This window comes from Moorena sp. SIO2C4, assembly GCF_010672485.1.
GTDB classification, from domain to species: Bacteria; Cyanobacteriota; Cyanobacteriia; order Cyanobacteriales; family Coleofasciculaceae; genus Moorena; species Moorena producens.
Window position 1 is genome coordinate 70,509 of the sequence record NZ_JAAHGN010000002.1, and the last position, 15,322, is coordinate 85,830.

The following is a 15,322-nucleotide window of genomic DNA, read 5'->3' on the forward strand; positions in this document are numbered from 1 at the left end:
TTAGGTTCTAAAATTAAATTAACTGACTAGGGTTGGTATCAGACCAAGCCGTTACACAACTAAAAACTGACAAATATCTATGCCTCCTCGTTGGCCTCGTAAACCTGATCGACGTGATCCAGCCTACCGTCGTCTAGATGACCGCATGAACTTTGCTGTACATGTGGCAATTTTTGCTGCTTGTAATTCCGGAGTGTGGTTCTTCAAAACTATACAGTATGCTCAATGGACTTGGGCATACTGGTTTACTGGTCTGTGGGGATTGATTTTAGTAGGGCATGGGGTTTATATATTTGCGATCGCAAACTATACCCCCCTGCCTACTCAAGAACCTCCAACCGAATCCCCTCAAGGATGAAATCACCCAAGATAATTGTAGTAATTGATTTTCGGTTGACTGTTGACGGTTAACTGTTGACGGTTAACTGTTGACGGTTAACTGAAAGCCAGCAAATAAACTCGGCTCTTTTAATTCAAGGTGATGAGCCAACTGTTTTGAGGGAAAATTTAAACTTTAAACCTTTAACTTTAAACCTTCAACTTTAAACCTTCCTTAGAGATCCCAACATGCAATTAATTAGAAACAGCTAATTACCATGGCTAATCCAACTTCTACAGAAGCAATCGAAACTCTCGCTGCTGAAATTGGCGACAAGGTATATATTGATGTAGCCAAGTGGCATCTTTACCTCAGGGATGCCCATCTACATACCACTTTGGCTGAACAATTTTATCCCCTATTAATCGGTAACACTAATACAATCACAGAAGACCAGATGATGTCAATCCTGCAAAGCATTTCTGTGAAGCTAGGTGGTGGTAAACGGCAAGTTCCCCTAGCAGATTTGCTACCCATGCAGTGTCAGATGGATCTAATCGATATTCTCGAAGAGTATCAAAGACAGCTGTAAGTATCTGAAAATAGGCAATTTTAAAATAACTAATCACTAATAACAAAAAATTGGGTAACTTGAACAGCTACCCAAATAATTCTGCTTGTTCTTGGTTCACCAAAACAGCAAAGATTGGCCTGTGAAGCGTTAAAAACTACGCAGTTACAGCCTTTTTCGCCACAGCACTTAACTCACCGTTGGCATACTTAGTGGCAAAAACATCGATAGTCGCTTGCTTGATCTTGCTAGCATGACCAGCAGTACCAAAGGCTTCGTAACGCTTCAAGCAAACCTGCTTCATATACTTGATAGAAGGCTTGAGGAAGTGACGGGGGTCAAAGTTAGAAGGATCTTTGGCAGCAGCTTCCCGGATAGCAGCAGTGATAGCCAAGCGGTTGTCAGTGTCGATGTTAACCTTACGGACACCGCTCTTAATACCCTTTTGAATTTCTTCAAGGGGTACACCATAAGTTTCAGGAATAGAACCACCGTACTGGTTGATCATGTCAAGCCACTCTTGAGGCACAGAGGAGGAACCGTGCATCACCAAGTGAGTGTTAGGCAGACGGTTATGAATTTCTTCAATGCGACTAATGGCAAGAATTTCTCCAGTCGGCTTGCGGGTAAACTTGTAAGCACCGTGGCTAGTACCAATAGCTACAGCTAGAGCATCAACTTGGGTGCGCTCAACAAATTCAACTGCTTCGTCAGGGTCGGTCAATAGTTGGTCGCGACTCAGAGTTCCTTCAAATCCGTGACCATCTTCTTTGTCACCTTTACCGGTTTCCAGTGAACCTAGGCAACCCAGTTCCCCTTCAACACTAACACCGATAGCATGGGCAACTTTTACTACTTCGGCAGTAACACTGACGTTGTAATCGAAGCTGGCTGGAGTTTTAGCATCAGCTTCCAAGGAGCCATCCATCATCACACTGGTGAAGCCGTTACGAATTGCCGAATAGCAGGTGGCTGGGCTATTGCCATGGTCTTGGTGCATGGCAATGGGAATATGAGGGTAGGATTCCACCGCTGCTGTGACCAGATGGCGGAGGAAGTTCTCACCTGCATATTTGCGGGCACCACGAGAAGCTTGTAAGATTACCGGACTATCCGCTTCTTCAGCAGCCTGCATGATAGACAGGATTTGTTCCATGTTGTTAACGTTGTATGCTGGAATCCCGTAGCCGTTCTCAGCTGCGTGATCTAACAGTAGCCGCATGGGTACAAGTGCCATATTATATTCCTCCTAACTTTGTTTGTTAGCTATTCCGGCGAGAAGCCTCACGTCTGACACTCCCTAGTGACTCGTGAACAGAATCGCCAGTCCAGACATGTCAATCTAGTTGCTTCTAGACAGCGATGCAGCGAGGTCTTGGGGAGGCAGTGCGGTCTTGGGGTTTCCCCCATGAGCAACTGCCGTGGTTTCCCCCACTCGCGCTTTGCATCAAGACAGGTTAATTCTTTAGATAATCTTAAGATATTTTGCAGCTTTTATTCAAATTTCTTGATTAAATCATCTAGACAAAGCTGATTCTATAAAACTTGACAAAAATTACCAAATCTATAAAACACTACCCAACCACTCCTGGGTAAAATCTGGATAAACAGTAAAGTATAGGTAGTTTTGCTAAAAGTTTTGAGAACAGCTCCTAACCTTTCTGATTGGAGCAATAATTTAAGGTTTGTTGGCTTTGCGGGCTCTAACAAGCCCAGGCAGTATCCCTCTTAAAACACAGAGGTGCTCAAGTATCCCTGTTTTACCTAGTAACTAATACTTACCTAATACCTAATACCTACCTAGTAACTCATAGTTACCTAGTACTTACCTAATACCTACCTAGAACCTAATACCATTAGCCTCATATCTAGACTTTGTATCAATAGATAAATAAGGCTAACTAACAGTTAGGTTAAAATGGGTCGCCCGGGACTCGAACCCGGAACTAATCGGTTAAAAGCCGAGTACTCTACCATTGAGTTAGCGACCCGGTAAGCTTTTATCAAACATACCTTTACTAAGAATATCACATTGATAAGGAAATGTCTAGGGAAATTTAGAAAAATTTCGCCGTTAGCCTCACCGATGTCTCACTACTCTCTCCGGGAGCTAAGTGAGTTAAATTTTCTCCAGTGTTAAGAGCGTTACGGGGAGCACTCCAAGGTTCAAGGCAATAAAAGTCCTTGCCTTGAACTGTCCAAAATACCAAGGTCGAGTAAGCGTCAGTGTAGGTCAATGCGATCGCTAATCCCCTTTCAGCATCAGTAACACTGGCCGTATTATTACTCAGTTGCCCAAACGATACATCAATTTCATCACAGCTAAAATCAAAACTGCCAGTGAAAGGATGTACTGCTTGAGTTTGCTTCTCCTGATACTCCGATGCAGGAATATCAAACTCCAGTTTAGTTTTGTCAGGTGCCAAGAAGTAGGGATGGAAACCTGTGGCAAAGGGCATCGGTTCAGCGGAATGATTCGTATAGCGCTGATCAATGTCTAGGGTGTTGCCTTTTAATCGATAGGTAAAGGTAACTTCGAAGTCAAAGGGATAGACAGAGCGAGTTTGGTCATTACTCTTGAGGGTGATAGTCAACACTGCCATCTCATTCGTTGCACTATTAGTCACCTGCCAAGGCAAATTACGGGCAAAGCCGTGTTGTTTGAGAGTATAGTCTTTGCCAAGGTATGTATAAGTATCATTAACTAAGTTCCCACAGATGGGGAAGAGGATGGGAATGCCACCCCGTACACTCAGATTGGGATCTTTAAAGCGTTCCGCATCAAGATAAAAAATCTCCTGACCTTGGATATTCCACCGAATGACAATGCCACCTCGTTCAGGAACCACTTCTAATCGAGATTGGGCATTGTGGTCAGTGAGAATGTAAGTTTCGTATTGGTCTTGAGTGCGTACGATCTCAAACACTGGCTTTTCTCCCTTACGATTTAAAATCCGATTTATCAGTCTATTGAGTGCCTAATCGCTTTTGATCACAGCAAAAGCCTATTTTTGAGTGACTCTGACTGCGATCGATGGCAGGTTGGCAGGTTGGCAGTTTTTTTTACAAAATTCATGCTTAGTGCCAAGCACGTACAGGGATTAGTATGTCACAATGATGGGTATGTGGAACCTGTAGACACCTACCAAAATGCTTGCTTCTTGAACCAGGAGGCTTTAGCCACGCCGACGTTTATAAGCAGTAGGGTTTCTCCTGCTGTATCCTATAAATAGCCAAGTCGGTGACAAACCTGACAGCTAAGAAGACTAAGGGGAACGGTATAGCTCTTTTTGAGCCAAGTTCGGTAGTAGTGTGTTTAAACCGCCACAACAGTGTGAGTCAAATCTTACTGTGAACGTTGCAAGTAGCCGGTTTTTAAGCGCTTTAGCAATATCCGCTCATAATCCCCTATGTTTCAACTTGGGGGAGTTGTTAAATTCTTACTCCATTATCTGTATAAGGATGCTAGTGGAATCTGAGTTTCCAACTAAACAGGTAAGGGGTCTCCCTTTATACCCGCGCTTCATGCGCGGGAGGGGAATTACCTGGCTGAGTCTCTTGGTTTTGGTATGATAAATTGATGGCGGTTGGACTGCCGCTCAATGGCTGTGGTAAATCGATACAGGATATCGAGGAACAGTAAGTCTCATTCGTGAGTTTGAGAAGCCTACATCAAATCAAAGATTATGATGTAGGAGTAGTCACATAACTATAGAGTGACCATACCCCCAAACACCATCTCTAACAGACTACAGCACCATTGCTGGCAAGCAGGAGAAATCGGTTAGGGCGGTATAGGTTGCTGAATTAAGGGATGTAGCGCCGACCTCAGGGGGTTTCCCAAACTCGCGCTCTGCATCAAGACAATGCATAAAAACAGAAAAATAACAAGCGAGAGTTAGCCACCTAATTTATTGGGTGGACAGCGTTCCCGTAGCGTGGCCAAAGGCCAGCGCGCTGGGATTTATCAAGGGCTTTCGTGTTAAAATAGAATCGTGAGTAAGAACAAGGTTGGTCGCGTTTATATTTTGCGCTTTTCGGTGAGATTCCGGACATTTGGAGACGGGGTATATCCTACGACCATGGAACAGGCAAACAATGGAGCAAAAAGTAGTGATTTATTGCCCTGATTTGTTTGGTACAACCACTCCGAAAGCTATTGTGCAATTAAATTAAAAGTAAATCCACCGGTTAACTTTTTGTTAATCCGTTCGCGTAGCTTGGCCAAAGGCCAGGGAGGTAGGGCAGTTTTGAGTCTGCCACAACAAAAGAGACTAGACTCACTCTCTAGTAAGTTTTATAAGCGTCGTGCAGCGCGGTTTTAACCCGCGTAACGACACGACTCTTAGAATCCACGCGATTTCAATCCGTGGAGAACTCAAAATGCAGAAAAAAAGTAATCAATGACACGAGCAGCGTTAATCAACTCAAACTCAAGCTCGCTTCTAATGCAAGCTACACTCTCAAGCAATGAACATAAAAGACTATTAAGCTATTTTAATCTTTAACAAGGAATAGACAAACCCGCTTGATTCCATGTTAAGTTAACCAAAAATGATTTCAAGTCAACCCCTACCCTTTAGGGCTGGGGATACGAGGAGTGAGCTACAATTATTTATTGGTAATCCTTATAAATTCTTGGAATCTATTTTTGCTGCTGATGGCGGCTCGACAAATCAAGTAAATGGTATTTTAGTCGCCAGAGCCAACAAAAAAAGGATCTGGAGTATTCCTGCTCTGGTTGCTCAGGTTTATTTTAACCTTCCATAGTATCTCATCATCGCAATGATGGAGAGAATCCCGCCAATTCTATTCGTGGGAAGTATGTCAGAATAAAGTTGTTTCTAGAGAAACTTAACCGCTTACTTCACCAGTAAAACCAAGAGTTATCTGCAACAGGAGAAGCCGAATATGCTACACCGCAAGATTTATCAACTCTGCTGCGATGGTCGTGAGGTCTGCGTTTTCTTGCGGGATCAGCAACGTTGGATTGAACACGCCCGCATTGTTGATATCGAGGGAGATTTAGTCACAATTCGTTATGAAACAGACGAAGAGGATGAGATCAGTTCCTGGGAAGAAATGGTCCGCTTGGAAAGCATAGGCTCTGTGAGTCACAAGCTAGCTTCTGTTTTCCGAGGTAATGTTGATCCGATAGTCTCTGATGATTGTCCGGAGGCTGAACAAATTCACCCCCGCTCCCAAGACTTAAATCAGGACTAGATTATTCATTGTTAATGGACAACCAACCGTTAAGGGTGAGTAAAAACTAATCGAAAATGTCGCAGAGTCTACCAAAAACTCTTATTATTTGTTAGACTTAAATTAGGTAACACCGAAAGCGATTATTATGTAACTTAAATTAAAGCCGAAAACCAAGGGTTTAATAGTTGCGCTTAGATCCCGGTGTTATAACTTTTTTGACATTTTTATGGCGCTCGCGGGATATTCCTGAGAGCTTTGGGAGATACCCCCTGGATGCGAAAGCATCTTGCATTGGCGGACTTTGGTCTATCTTGGTAGACTTTGGTAGCTAAAAAGTATCGGAAAATTGATAACTCACAATTAGCTAGCAATTTTCCCTTAACTATTCGTTACTCAAGGGGTTCTATCCGTTCAAAAACTGGACAGTACCCCTCCAGTGTTACTTTAAAACCATAGAGAGCTGAGCCTGGATTCCAGCAGCGCTGGCCTCTTTGGTACAGACAATTACCACAACACTCGATATTAATTGGTATCTTGGCTCTGCCCCCTTGTTTGAGTAGTTCTCGTTGTGACAATCCCCGCAAGACCAGTTCTTCTCCTTGCCAGCGGGCTTCTACTAAACCAGTATCAGCGAAATTTTGCCAACGAGGATCCGTTGCGATCGCCCTTGAAAGAGTGATATAGACAAGTGTATCTAATTCATTCAACTCTCCTTCATAGTTCGTTTCCGTTGGTAGAGCTGGTCTGATAAAGGTATCACCAATGGGAAGTTCTACGAGTGTTCCTGCTGCTGGCGTATGGAGATGATATCGATTTTGTAACTCTTCCAAACCAGCAAGATCAGCTAGGTAGGTAGGAGAGCCGTGAACAAAAATCACATGTTGAGGTCGAAGATTATGAATCAACTGGGTGGTACCCAGACAATCCCCATGTTGAGCCAGCAGATAAGTTTCAACCTTAAGAGATCCGTAGTCATCCATTGGATCCAAAGATTTAAGATGTTCCGGTTGCAGGACAACCCAAGAACGGTTCTCTTGCTGCCAGTACTCCCTCCAATCCATGTTTAAGTCAGTGAGGATAATACAGGGAGATTTACCGATAGCATCTCGGTGCTGGGGATCTAACCGCCGCACCCGAGGACGTACCCGCTCATCCCAAAACAAGGCTTGATGTCGGGCAAAATTTTGTACTGAGGTGGGAAAGTGAGACAGTAGTTCTAAGTAAGCATTACAACCAGCAGCCACCGTTCCATTGACCCAAATATCTAGGTCGCGCCCTGTAAAGTGGTGATGAGAGCGCAGGAGCATGAGGATTTCTTGACCTAGACCTAAGGTAGGCACTGGTAACAGAACTGAGTTATTGGTAGCAATTGCCTGCTCAATACGCTCTACTAGTTGATTTTCTTGTTGCCGCCGATGGGGATGTCGAGCAGTGCCATAACTACCTTCTACAATTACCACATCCGGCTGTGTACCCCTGAGTGATTCAAGGGATAATCCCTCCACCAGCCGTGAGTTCGACAGGAAAAAGTCACCGGTGTAAAGCAGTCGGTAAGTTCGATGGCGAGTGGTGTAAGTGAGTAAAAATGCTGCTGCTCCTGGCAAGTGTCCAGCTGGGAACAATTGAGCAGTGAGTCCCTCACAGAATTCTACAGGGGTAGCCCACGGGAGAGCTTGACAAAATGGGAGAATATCCTCAGGAGGCAGTTCCGGCCAGTTGAGTAGTAATAGTTGAGTCGTTACCTCACTAGCGTAGATTGGTAATTGTGGAAAAGTTTGGTGAAGAGCCAGCAATCCCTGACTATGGTCTGAGTGAGCGTGGCTACACAGGACTAAATCTGCTGGTGGTATCCCATCGGTCTGTAGGGGGGAAATGTCTTCTAATCCACAATCCAGCAGAATGCGGTGTGGCCCCATCTGCACCAACAAACAAACCCCTTCTGCACCATGACCAACACCGTAAGGAAAGCAGGTTAATCGGTCATCCTGATCAGAGGATGCTACTGGGCGTTGATTGCTCATGAGCTTCAACTTAAATTTTAGCTAATCCGGCTCCGTTAACCCACGTCTTACTAATCAGGGAAGGGTGAATGATTAAGCCTTGGAAGAGGCAGACAGAATCGGCGATCGCCAACGGAAAATAAGGTGGAACTATTTTTACTAAGGCTGCATCTTCCTTGAACGGAAAATTCAACAGATTCTTCCCCAGTCAAAACAAACGTGGTAGATTTGTCACTCCATACCAATTTAGAGGGGTTTGTATGCTCGATATACCCTATAGGTCACTCTGGAGTCCACAAGAACCCCACACCCTACCCCTTAGGGTGGGTGTGGGGAGTTCTCACCTAGTTTCCCTCCTTTCGAGGTCAGAGTCAAGAGGGTATAAAGACTGGCAACAACATCACCACAGTAGGGAGTTAACTAGGGAGGGACTGGTGAAGTCCCTCTAACCTCTAAGTGACGATTTCAATTTTTTGACACTACCCATGCCTACCTAGAAGGAAGGGGCTTGGGAAAACCCTCGTGAGCCCCCTTACACTCCCCACACTTCGGTCAGCTTCTAGCCTTTAGCCTCTGCTGTAATAGCAGAGGCGTGGGTTTTTCCAAGACTAAACCATGAATGCTTTTTGAAAGCTCAGCAGCTGACAGCTAAAGTAAATACTGGAAGCTTAGTGTGCAGAGCCGTTGCCGTGATAATCGTCTGAATCATAAAATCCATTCTTAGTCCCAAAAAACAGGCACAAAGCAGTAAATGCAATTGTTAGTACCACTAAAACCAGTTTTACTTCCATTTTCTTAATAACTCCTCATGGCTGTGAGAAAAAAGCGTCACGTTCATTGTAACTCCCTGTTTCGTCCAGAACCTGCCTCAATCCCCTGCCTAAGCTGTCACCCACTTAATTTTTGGGTTGAGGCTGATGGGGAGATGGGGAAATGGAGGTGGAGAGAGGGTTTCACGGTTTGTTTCATAAGATGAACAGATTCAATGTAGATCTGTCCGTGTTAGCTTCAAAGTCATAGCTACTGTAATATTTTTCTATTTCTCTATGATTATATATTCTTAATTTTTTAATTAGAGCGAGTATGGTATTATTTATATCAGTGTGTTTGTTGGGGTTTAAACGCCAAAGTGATAGTGAGCTTATAAAAAATGGCAACTACAAAGTACCAGCTTAGGGAGTACAGCTTAGGGAGTACCAGCTTAGTGCGAACGCTATCGGTAGTAACTTAGGTAAATTACGCACTATTTTAGAAGCTGCTAATCGGGAACGTAAACCAAACTTAAGGTTTTACCCTGCCAGACCGTTCTAGTTACCCTAAAACTGCGGAATTTTAAACCACCACAACCAAATAATCTAAATGATTGCTATAGCCGGTTGAAGTTTTAGATGAAAGAAATCTATAAAATTAAGCGTCGCCAATTCATTAAACTTAGCTCCGTGACTCTTGGTAGTAGTGTTTTGGCAGCTTGTAATAATCAAAGCTCTACACCATTAACGACAGAAAAAAAAGGTAAATTAGATAAAATAAAATTTGCTCTGGGCTGGAAAGCTGAAGCAGAGTACGGTGGTTTTTATCAGGCTGTCGCTACTGGAATTTATCAAAACTATGACCTAGATGTTACCATACAACCAACAGGTCCTCAGAGCAATACCACCCAATTATTAATGGGAGGAGTAGTTGATTTAACTATGGGACAGGCTGTTGATGCTATTAAAGCAGTGCAACAAGGTATTCCCAAAATTACTTTAGCAAGTATCTTCCAAAAAGAAATACGAATTCTCTTGGCTCATCCAGGGGTAGGCAATGACTCTCTGGGACAATTAAAAGGTAAACCGATTTTTATTTCTCCTGGAGCCATCACCACCTATTGGCCCCTACTCAAGGCAAAATACGGTTTTACAGATGACCAGAAACGCCCCTACAACTTTAATGTTAGCCCTTTTTTAGTAGATAAAAATTCAGCTCAACAGGGAATTTTGACTTCTGAACCTTACCTTATAGAAAAGCAAGGAGGCTTTAAGCCCAATATATTATCCTTAGCAGATGCTGGTTATAATCCCTATGCTTTCACCATCGAAACCACCAAGAAACTCGTTGAAACTAACCCCGACCTGGTTCAGCGATTTGTTGATGCGTCAATCAAAGGATGGTATAGCTATCTAGAGAATCCCGAACCAGGCAATCAGCTGATAAAAAAAGATAATCCAGAGATGAACGATGACCTGATCGCCTATGGTCTGGATAAGCTTAAAGAGTATGGTATTATCATTTCTGGCGATGCTGAAAAACTTGGCATTGGGGCAATGACCGATGAACGCTGGGAAAGTTTGTTCAATGAGTTAGTTACCGTTGGGGTACTTGATGCCAAGACTGATTACAAACAAGCCTACACCTTAGCATTTGTCAATAAAGGAGTAAATTTTTATACATAAAGTTAGTTAACATTTTAGTTTATTAGTTACTTTTTAGTTACTTTAATTAAGTACCGAAATAACAGCTTATTAAAAAAAAAGTAAAATGCCGAATATATTATTTATAGACATGTTAACATCAAATTTATTAGATATTGTTATTAGACATTAATTTCTATCTAGTGATTGATAATTTAAACTATTAACGGATTGCTAATCACTGATTAGAGCTCTTGCAAAAGTAGTTTTATGATACTGTTTTTATAAATTTTTTTCCGCTGCTACCTGTTACCGACTTCTGCAAGAAGTCTATTGCTACTAACTGACAATAGATGAACCAAAAACCAGCTATTTCTCTTACCCATGTCAACAAAACTTTTGACAATGGTACTGTAGCGCTAAAAGACCTAAATCTCAACATCAATAAGTCTGAATTCATCAGTCTGGTAGGACCATCGGGATGTGGCAAGAGTACCCTGCTACGCATCATTGCTGGACTAAGCACTATGAGTTCGGGAAACATAGAATGGAGCGATCGCGGCCACCAAAACGAGATAGCTTTTGTCTTCCAAGAAGCAGCACTAATGCCTTGGGCAACGGTAATGGTAAATGTTCGTTTGCCTCTTAAATTAGCAAGGGTATCTAAAAAAGTGGCTGATAATGCTATTAAAGAAGCGCTCCAATTAGTTGGACTAGAAAGTTTTGCCCGATCCTATCCCCGTCAACTCTCCGGTGGCATGAAAATGCGAGTCTCTATTGCCAGAGCTCTTGTTACTTCTCCCAAGGTATTGCTGATGGATGAGCCCTTTGGAGCCTTGGATGATATCACTCGTACTAAGCTTAACCTGGAGTTACTTGATTTGTGGAGTAAGAAACACTGGACTGTCGTTTTTGTGACTCACAATATTTATGAAGCCGTATATCTATCCAATCGCGTGGTAGTAATGGCAGCTCGTCCAGGTCGAGTAGTGGCGGATATAACTATTGATGAACCATTACCACGTAAGGAACAGTTTCGTACATCATTAGTTTATACAAAATATTGTCGCAAGGTGGCTGAGCAGTTGTCAAAAGGGATGAATTATGAATAGAAATATTATGAATAGAAATATTACAGCTATATTAAACGCGATCTAAAAATTTTATGGAAAAAACCAAAGCCTTCGTTCTGGCAAAGCTAAAATTGAAACGTTTGCTATCTATCGATATTATAGCCCCTTTGGCAGTGGGAATCCTGGTGTTGATGGTGTGGGATATCTCTGTTCGAGTGACTAGTACGCCCTCCTATATATTACCAGGTCCTTTGCTGATTATCAAGGTATTAATTAGGGACTGGAACAGTTTATTTCAGCCATTGCTGATCACCATAAAAATCACTGTAGCTGCTTTTATAACAGCAGCAATTTCAGGATTGCTAATTGCCATGTTAATGGCTCAGAGTAAGTGGATTGAAAAAAGCTTATATCCCTATGCAGTAGTTTTGCAAACAATGCCTATTGCTGCGATCGCGCCTTTAATTATTATTTGGCTGAGGAACAATACCTTCGCTGCTTTGGTACTTTGTGCTTGGATTGTAGCATTCTTCCCGATTATTTCTAATACGACGTTTGGTTTAAATAGCATCGATTCCAACTTAAGTGACCTGTTCCGGCTTTACAAAGCATCTCGCTGGCAGACAATGCTGTATCTGCGATTACCAAGTGCTTTACCCTATTTTTTAGCTGCATTACGTATTAGTGGTGGATTAGCCTTAATCGGAGCAATAGTAGCTGAGTTTGTTGCCGGTACAGGCGGTGCTAATTCAGGAATTGCTTATCAAATGCTAATTGCTGGCTACAATCTCGAAATTCCCCGGATGTTTGCTGCTTTGTTTATGATTAGTAGTCTAGGTATCTTGATTTTTGTACTCTTGACCACCTTATCCAACTTGGTTCTGGGGCAATGGCATGAAAGTTCTCTCACCAGAGATAATTGATTTGATAATTAATAGTAAAGCAGCTCTTAAGATTAATTTTTTATATGATTCGATTTCGATATAAGCGAAAGTCTCAATCAAGATCAGGAAAAAAATCTAGATGTACCTCACGCTAACTAGGAAATCCGATATCCGTTTTCATTTCCTATAGCTGAAGTTACCTTTTGGTGATTGATTTTATTGTTACTTGTAATAAATAACTATATATAGTTATTGATGTATTGTAATTGCTTAACTCCTGTGATTAACTGCCGATTGTTAATTTCCGGAGCCACTTCAGCAATAGTCGGGACCTGGTTAGCGATCGCTTTAGCATCTCCCCAAACTAACGTCTTAGTTGACACTCCCTGCTCGCGCATAGACGGGGAGTGTCAACTAAGACATTAGTTTGTTGGTAAAGGGGTTGCTATGGGACGTCGCTCAATGACCTGGTCGATTAAACCATAGTCCTTAGCCTCAGTCGCTGACATAAAGAAATCCCGCTCGGTATCCTCCTGAATCTTTTCCAGTGGCTGACCGGTATGTTCTGCTAAATAATTGTTTAGCTGCTGCTTGTGGTACAGGATTTCTTTTGCTTGGATTTCTATATCGCTTGCCTGTCCCTGTGCTCCTCCCAGTGGCTGATGAATCATAATCCGGGAGTGGGGCAAGCTCATGCGTTTACCCTTAGCACCAGCACTGAGTAAGAAAGCCCCCATACTAGCTGCTAGTCCAACACAGATAGTGCAGACGTCCGGAGCAACTTGATTCATCGTATCGAAAATGCCCATGCCCGCAGTCACTGAACCGCCGGGAGAGTTGATGTACAGGTAAATATCTTTTTCCTGGTCATCGGCTTCTAGAAAGAGTAATTGGGCAACCACTAAGTTAGCTAAGTCAGAATCAACCTGTTGTCCGAGGAATACAATGCGCTCTCGCAACAAACGAGAGTAAATATCAAAGGCACGTTCGCCACGACCGGATTGCTCGATAACTGTAGGAATCATAAAAAATAAGCGTGAAATTTGCAAACCCCGTGTATGGGCGACTGGGGAGGAAAAACAAAGGAAAAGGGCGGTTAAAACCGTCTTAGATCAATGTGGGGAGAACAGATGCAGTTCATACCCGTTCCTGTTAACAGCCTCAAGCCCCTATCGAAGCATAACCTCATGTTTGCCTCGCGGCTTGTTATCGGTTGGTCAGCTATGTTGCATGACTAGGCTAGGGAGTCCTGTCTAGACAAGAGTGGGGTGCTGACTTAAGGTGGCTGGTAGATTGGTTTTCCTTTACATTGTAGCGACTAGCAAACTCTTGCTTTGGTTCTAATCTCGGCTACCCCTAATCTATTAAATTACACAGAATGACTTAGGAGCAACCCTTTGCACTGTGCCAGTCACTGAGGCGGAACATATAACTTGGCACTTATATGGTTGCTTAAATAAACTGGTAGAGTTAATTACCTTCACGGGTGTATCAATTTTTATAAAGTTCGTATCTCAGTCAAGTAGCATCGCTTTCGATTGTTTCACCAAGACTATATATTAGGAATGAGGAGTGTGGCTCGTGTTTAAGAAAGTTTTTCAGGCATTTACCATTACAATATTGCTCAACTTACTAGTCTATATTAGTCCACCAGATCCTCAACAGTCTGATGCTGTACCGCCGTCACGGTCAACCCCAAAAGTGTTCTTAAGTTTACGGTAGCACCACCAGACATGATTGATTAGTCGTTAGTCATTAAACCTTCGATGTCTTAATTGGTTCCATCTATGGATGGAACTAACAGACTTGTAGACTAATGACTCAATCATCCAAGGGCAATCGGAGTGATGGAATAAGTTAAGGGCTAGGAACACCCAAGATAACTAAGGAATTGTGAATCCCATTTAACTAACTCAATAGCAATGGCGGTTAGTCACCAATTTATCCTATCATTCCAGATGTCCAATTCCACACCCACCCATTGCCGAGCCATGAAATTTAGTCTTTTAATAGAACACCTGGGTAGTACAGCGTCTTTGTGCCATAGCCTGAATAGCGATACAGAGCTTAACCCTGAAATTACCGGAGTTGCTCCCATCGATCAAGCCACCCCAGGCACTCTCAGTTATATTGAAGGACCCAAGTTTGCCCACATGGTAGAAAAAACCCAGGCGAGTGCATTAATTTTGTCCCTGGATGAAGCATTACAGGCAAAAGCGACAGAAAGAGGTATTGCTTGGGTAGGGACATCTGAACCGAGATTACTATTTGCTCATGCGATCGCATGTTTCTATCAACCCTTTCAACCAGCACCAGTCATCCATCCCACTGCAGTGATTGACCCAGATGCTCAGTTAGGAACAGATGTCTATATTGGACCTTTCGTCATAATTTCAGCAGGGGTAAAGATTGGCAATCAGGTCTGTATTCATCCTAATGTAGTACTATATCCTGAAGTAGAAATAGGCGATCGCACTGTTCTACATGCCAACTGCACTATTCATGAACGGAGCCGCATTGGTAACGATTGTGTGATTCATAGTGGTGCAGTCATTGGTGCTGAAGGGTTTGGCTTTGTGCCAACCCCCCAAGGGTGGTATAAAATGCAACAATCTGGCTACACGGTCTTAGAAGATGGGGTCGAAGTTGGCTGTAACAGCACCATTGACCGTCCAGCGGTTGGGGAAACCCGGATTGGACGTAACACTAAATTAGATAATTTGGTACATATTGGTCATGGCTCCGAGGTGGGACAAAACTGTGCCTTGGCAGCCCAAGTTGGATTATCTGGAGGAGTCAAAGTAGGTAATCAAGTGTTGCTGGTGGGTCAGGTAGGAATTGCGAATCAAGTGAAAGTTGGGGATGGAGCAATTATGA

At 42.9% G+C, this 15,322-nt stretch carries 16 protein-coding genes and 1 tRNA gene; 9 read left to right on the forward strand and 8 right to left on the reverse strand.

Annotated features, from left to right (window positions below):
- The first annotated feature begins 79 nt into the window (after positions 1–79).
- Both F6K20_RS00530 and F6K20_RS00535 read left to right on the forward strand, forming a co-directional pair.
- Entirely contained in the window at positions 80–358 is a 279-nt protein-coding gene (locus F6K20_RS00530) for a 2TM domain-containing protein (RefSeq protein WP_008182041.1), read from the forward strand.
- Positions 359–596: 238 nt separating this feature from the next.
- A complete protein-coding gene (locus F6K20_RS00535) occupies positions 597–911 on the forward strand; it encodes a DUF3181 family protein (protein ID WP_287293350.1) in 315 nt (104 codons plus the stop codon).
- Positions 912–1,047: 136 nt separating this feature from the next.
- On the opposite strand, the gene fba is transcribed toward F6K20_RS00535, so the two are convergent.
- From fba to F6K20_RS00550, 3 genes are all read right to left on the reverse strand, one after another.
- Positions 1,048–2,127, reverse strand: a complete 1,080-nt coding sequence (gene fba, locus F6K20_RS00540) for a class II fructose-bisphosphate aldolase (RefSeq protein ID WP_287293353.1) — start codon at positions 2,125–2,127, stop codon at positions 1,048–1,050.
- 682 nt (positions 2,128–2,809) lie between these two features.
- Positions 2,810–2,881 (reverse strand) — tRNA-Lys (locus tag F6K20_RS00545).
- Positions 2,882–2,947: 66 nt separating this feature from the next.
- Positions 2,948–3,817: an aldose epimerase family protein gene (locus tag F6K20_RS00550; protein WP_287255962.1), complete on the reverse strand. Its 870-nt coding sequence runs from the start codon at positions 3,815–3,817 to the stop codon at positions 2,948–2,950.
- Positions 3,818–5,444: 1,627 nt separating this feature from the next.
- Here F6K20_RS00550 and F6K20_RS00555 point away from each other — a divergent pair.
- Positions 5,445–5,660: a hypothetical protein gene (locus F6K20_RS00555; RefSeq protein WP_008182037.1), complete on the forward strand. Its 216-nt coding sequence runs from the start codon at positions 5,445–5,447 to the stop codon at positions 5,658–5,660.
- A 141-nt stretch (positions 5,661–5,801) separates the two neighbouring features.
- The gene (locus F6K20_RS00560; protein WP_008182036.1) at positions 5,802–6,113 is read left to right on the forward strand and encodes a DUF6679 family protein; all 312 of its coding nucleotides are present in this window, start codon (positions 5,802–5,804) and stop codon (positions 6,111–6,113) included.
- Positions 6,114–6,484: 371 nt separating this feature from the next.
- Here the strand turns inward: F6K20_RS00560 and F6K20_RS00565 are convergent, their stop codons facing one another.
- From F6K20_RS00565 to F6K20_RS40430, 3 genes are all read right to left on the reverse strand, one after another.
- Positions 6,485–8,116 carry an MBL fold metallo-hydrolase gene (locus F6K20_RS00565; protein WP_287293355.1) on the reverse strand — a complete coding sequence of 544 codons (1,632 nt, stop codon included), beginning with the start codon at positions 8,114–8,116 and terminating at the stop codon, positions 6,485–6,487.
- A gap of 10 nt (positions 8,117–8,126) precedes the next feature.
- Positions 8,127–8,288 (reverse strand): hypothetical protein, encoded by a 162-nt coding sequence (locus F6K20_RS00570; protein ID WP_287247583.1) that lies wholly within the window; start codon positions 8,286–8,288, stop codon positions 8,127–8,129.
- 475 nt (positions 8,289–8,763) lie between these two features.
- Positions 8,764–8,886: a DUF8629 family protein gene (locus F6K20_RS40430; RefSeq protein ID WP_044492584.1), complete on the reverse strand. Its 123-nt coding sequence runs from the start codon at positions 8,884–8,886 to the stop codon at positions 8,764–8,766.
- 597 nt (positions 8,887–9,483) lie between these two features.
- Here F6K20_RS40430 and F6K20_RS00575 point away from each other — a divergent pair.
- The 3 genes from F6K20_RS00575 (at position 9,484) to F6K20_RS00585 (ending at position 12,484) form a co-directional block, all read left to right on the forward strand.
- On the forward strand, positions 9,484–10,530 hold the full coding sequence (locus F6K20_RS00575; protein WP_287247581.1) for an ABC transporter substrate-binding protein: 1,047 nt from the start codon (positions 9,484–9,486) through the stop codon (positions 10,528–10,530).
- A gap of 311 nt (positions 10,531–10,841) precedes the next feature.
- Complete coding sequence (locus F6K20_RS00580) at positions 10,842–11,600, forward strand: ABC transporter ATP-binding protein (protein WP_287247579.1); 759 nt, start codon at positions 10,842–10,844, stop codon at positions 11,598–11,600.
- Between the two features lie 53 nt (positions 11,601–11,653).
- A complete protein-coding gene (locus tag F6K20_RS00585) occupies positions 11,654–12,484 on the forward strand; it encodes an ABC transporter permease (protein WP_287247577.1) in 831 nt (276 codons plus the stop codon).
- Positions 12,485–12,684: 200 nt separating this feature from the next.
- Here F6K20_RS00585 and F6K20_RS00590 read toward each other — a convergent pair whose 3' ends face one another.
- Together F6K20_RS00590 and clpP are read right to left on the reverse strand one after the other, a co-directional pair.
- Positions 12,685–12,843, reverse strand: a complete 159-nt coding sequence (locus tag F6K20_RS00590; protein ID WP_008182031.1) for a hypothetical protein — start codon at positions 12,841–12,843, stop codon at positions 12,685–12,687.
- A gap of 24 nt (positions 12,844–12,867) precedes the next feature.
- Positions 12,868–13,470: an ATP-dependent Clp endopeptidase proteolytic subunit ClpP gene (gene clpP / locus F6K20_RS00595; protein ID WP_008182028.1), complete on the reverse strand. Its 603-nt coding sequence runs from the start codon at positions 13,468–13,470 to the stop codon at positions 12,868–12,870.
- A 556-nt stretch (positions 13,471–14,026) separates the two neighbouring features.
- Here clpP and F6K20_RS00600 point away from each other — a divergent pair.
- Positions 14,027–14,167: a QAALIT motif small membrane protein gene (locus F6K20_RS00600; RefSeq protein WP_154659741.1), complete on the forward strand. Its 141-nt coding sequence runs from the start codon at positions 14,027–14,029 to the stop codon at positions 14,165–14,167.
- A gap of 269 nt (positions 14,168–14,436) precedes the next feature.
- Positions 14,437–15,322: UDP-3-O-(3-hydroxymyristoyl)glucosamine N-acyltransferase (lpxD, locus tag F6K20_RS00605; protein ID WP_287293359.1), on the forward strand; the 886-nt coding region annotated here is incomplete at its 3' end.

Bases quoted from the DNA above. Each gene is read 5' to 3' on its own strand.
- F6K20_RS00530 (WP_008182041.1), top strand. From the start codon at position 80: ATGCCTCCTCGTTGGCCTCGTAAACCTGATCGACGTGATCCAGCCTAC.
- F6K20_RS00535 (WP_287293350.1), top strand. From the start codon at position 597: ATGGCTAATCCAACTTCTACAGAAGCAATCGAAACTCTCGCTGCTGAA.
- fba (WP_287293353.1), bottom strand. From the start codon at position 2,127: ATGGCACTTGTACCCATGCGGCTACTGTTAGATCACGCAGCTGAGAAC.
- F6K20_RS00555 (WP_008182037.1), top strand. From the start codon at position 5,445: ATGATTTCAAGTCAACCCCTACCCTTTAGGGCTGGGGATACGAGGAGT.
- F6K20_RS00560 (WP_008182036.1), top strand. From the start codon at position 5,802: ATGCTACACCGCAAGATTTATCAACTCTGCTGCGATGGTCGTGAGGTC.
- F6K20_RS00565 (WP_287293355.1), bottom strand. From the start codon at position 8,116: ATGAGCAATCAACGCCCAGTAGCATCCTCTGATCAGGATGACCGATTA.
- F6K20_RS40430 (WP_044492584.1), bottom strand. From the start codon at position 8,886: ATGGAAGTAAAACTGGTTTTAGTGGTACTAACAATTGCATTTACTGCT.
- F6K20_RS00575 (WP_287247581.1), top strand. From the start codon at position 9,484: ATGAAAGAAATCTATAAAATTAAGCGTCGCCAATTCATTAAACTTAGC.
- F6K20_RS00580 (WP_287247579.1), top strand. From the start codon at position 10,842: ATGAACCAAAAACCAGCTATTTCTCTTACCCATGTCAACAAAACTTTT.
- F6K20_RS00585 (WP_287247577.1), top strand. From the start codon at position 11,654: ATGGAAAAAACCAAAGCCTTCGTTCTGGCAAAGCTAAAATTGAAACGT.
- F6K20_RS00590 (WP_008182031.1), bottom strand. From the start codon at position 12,843: ATGCGCGAGCAGGGAGTGTCAACTAAGACGTTAGTTTGGGGAGATGCT.
- clpP (WP_008182028.1), bottom strand. From the start codon at position 13,470: ATGATTCCTACAGTTATCGAGCAATCCGGTCGTGGCGAACGTGCCTTT.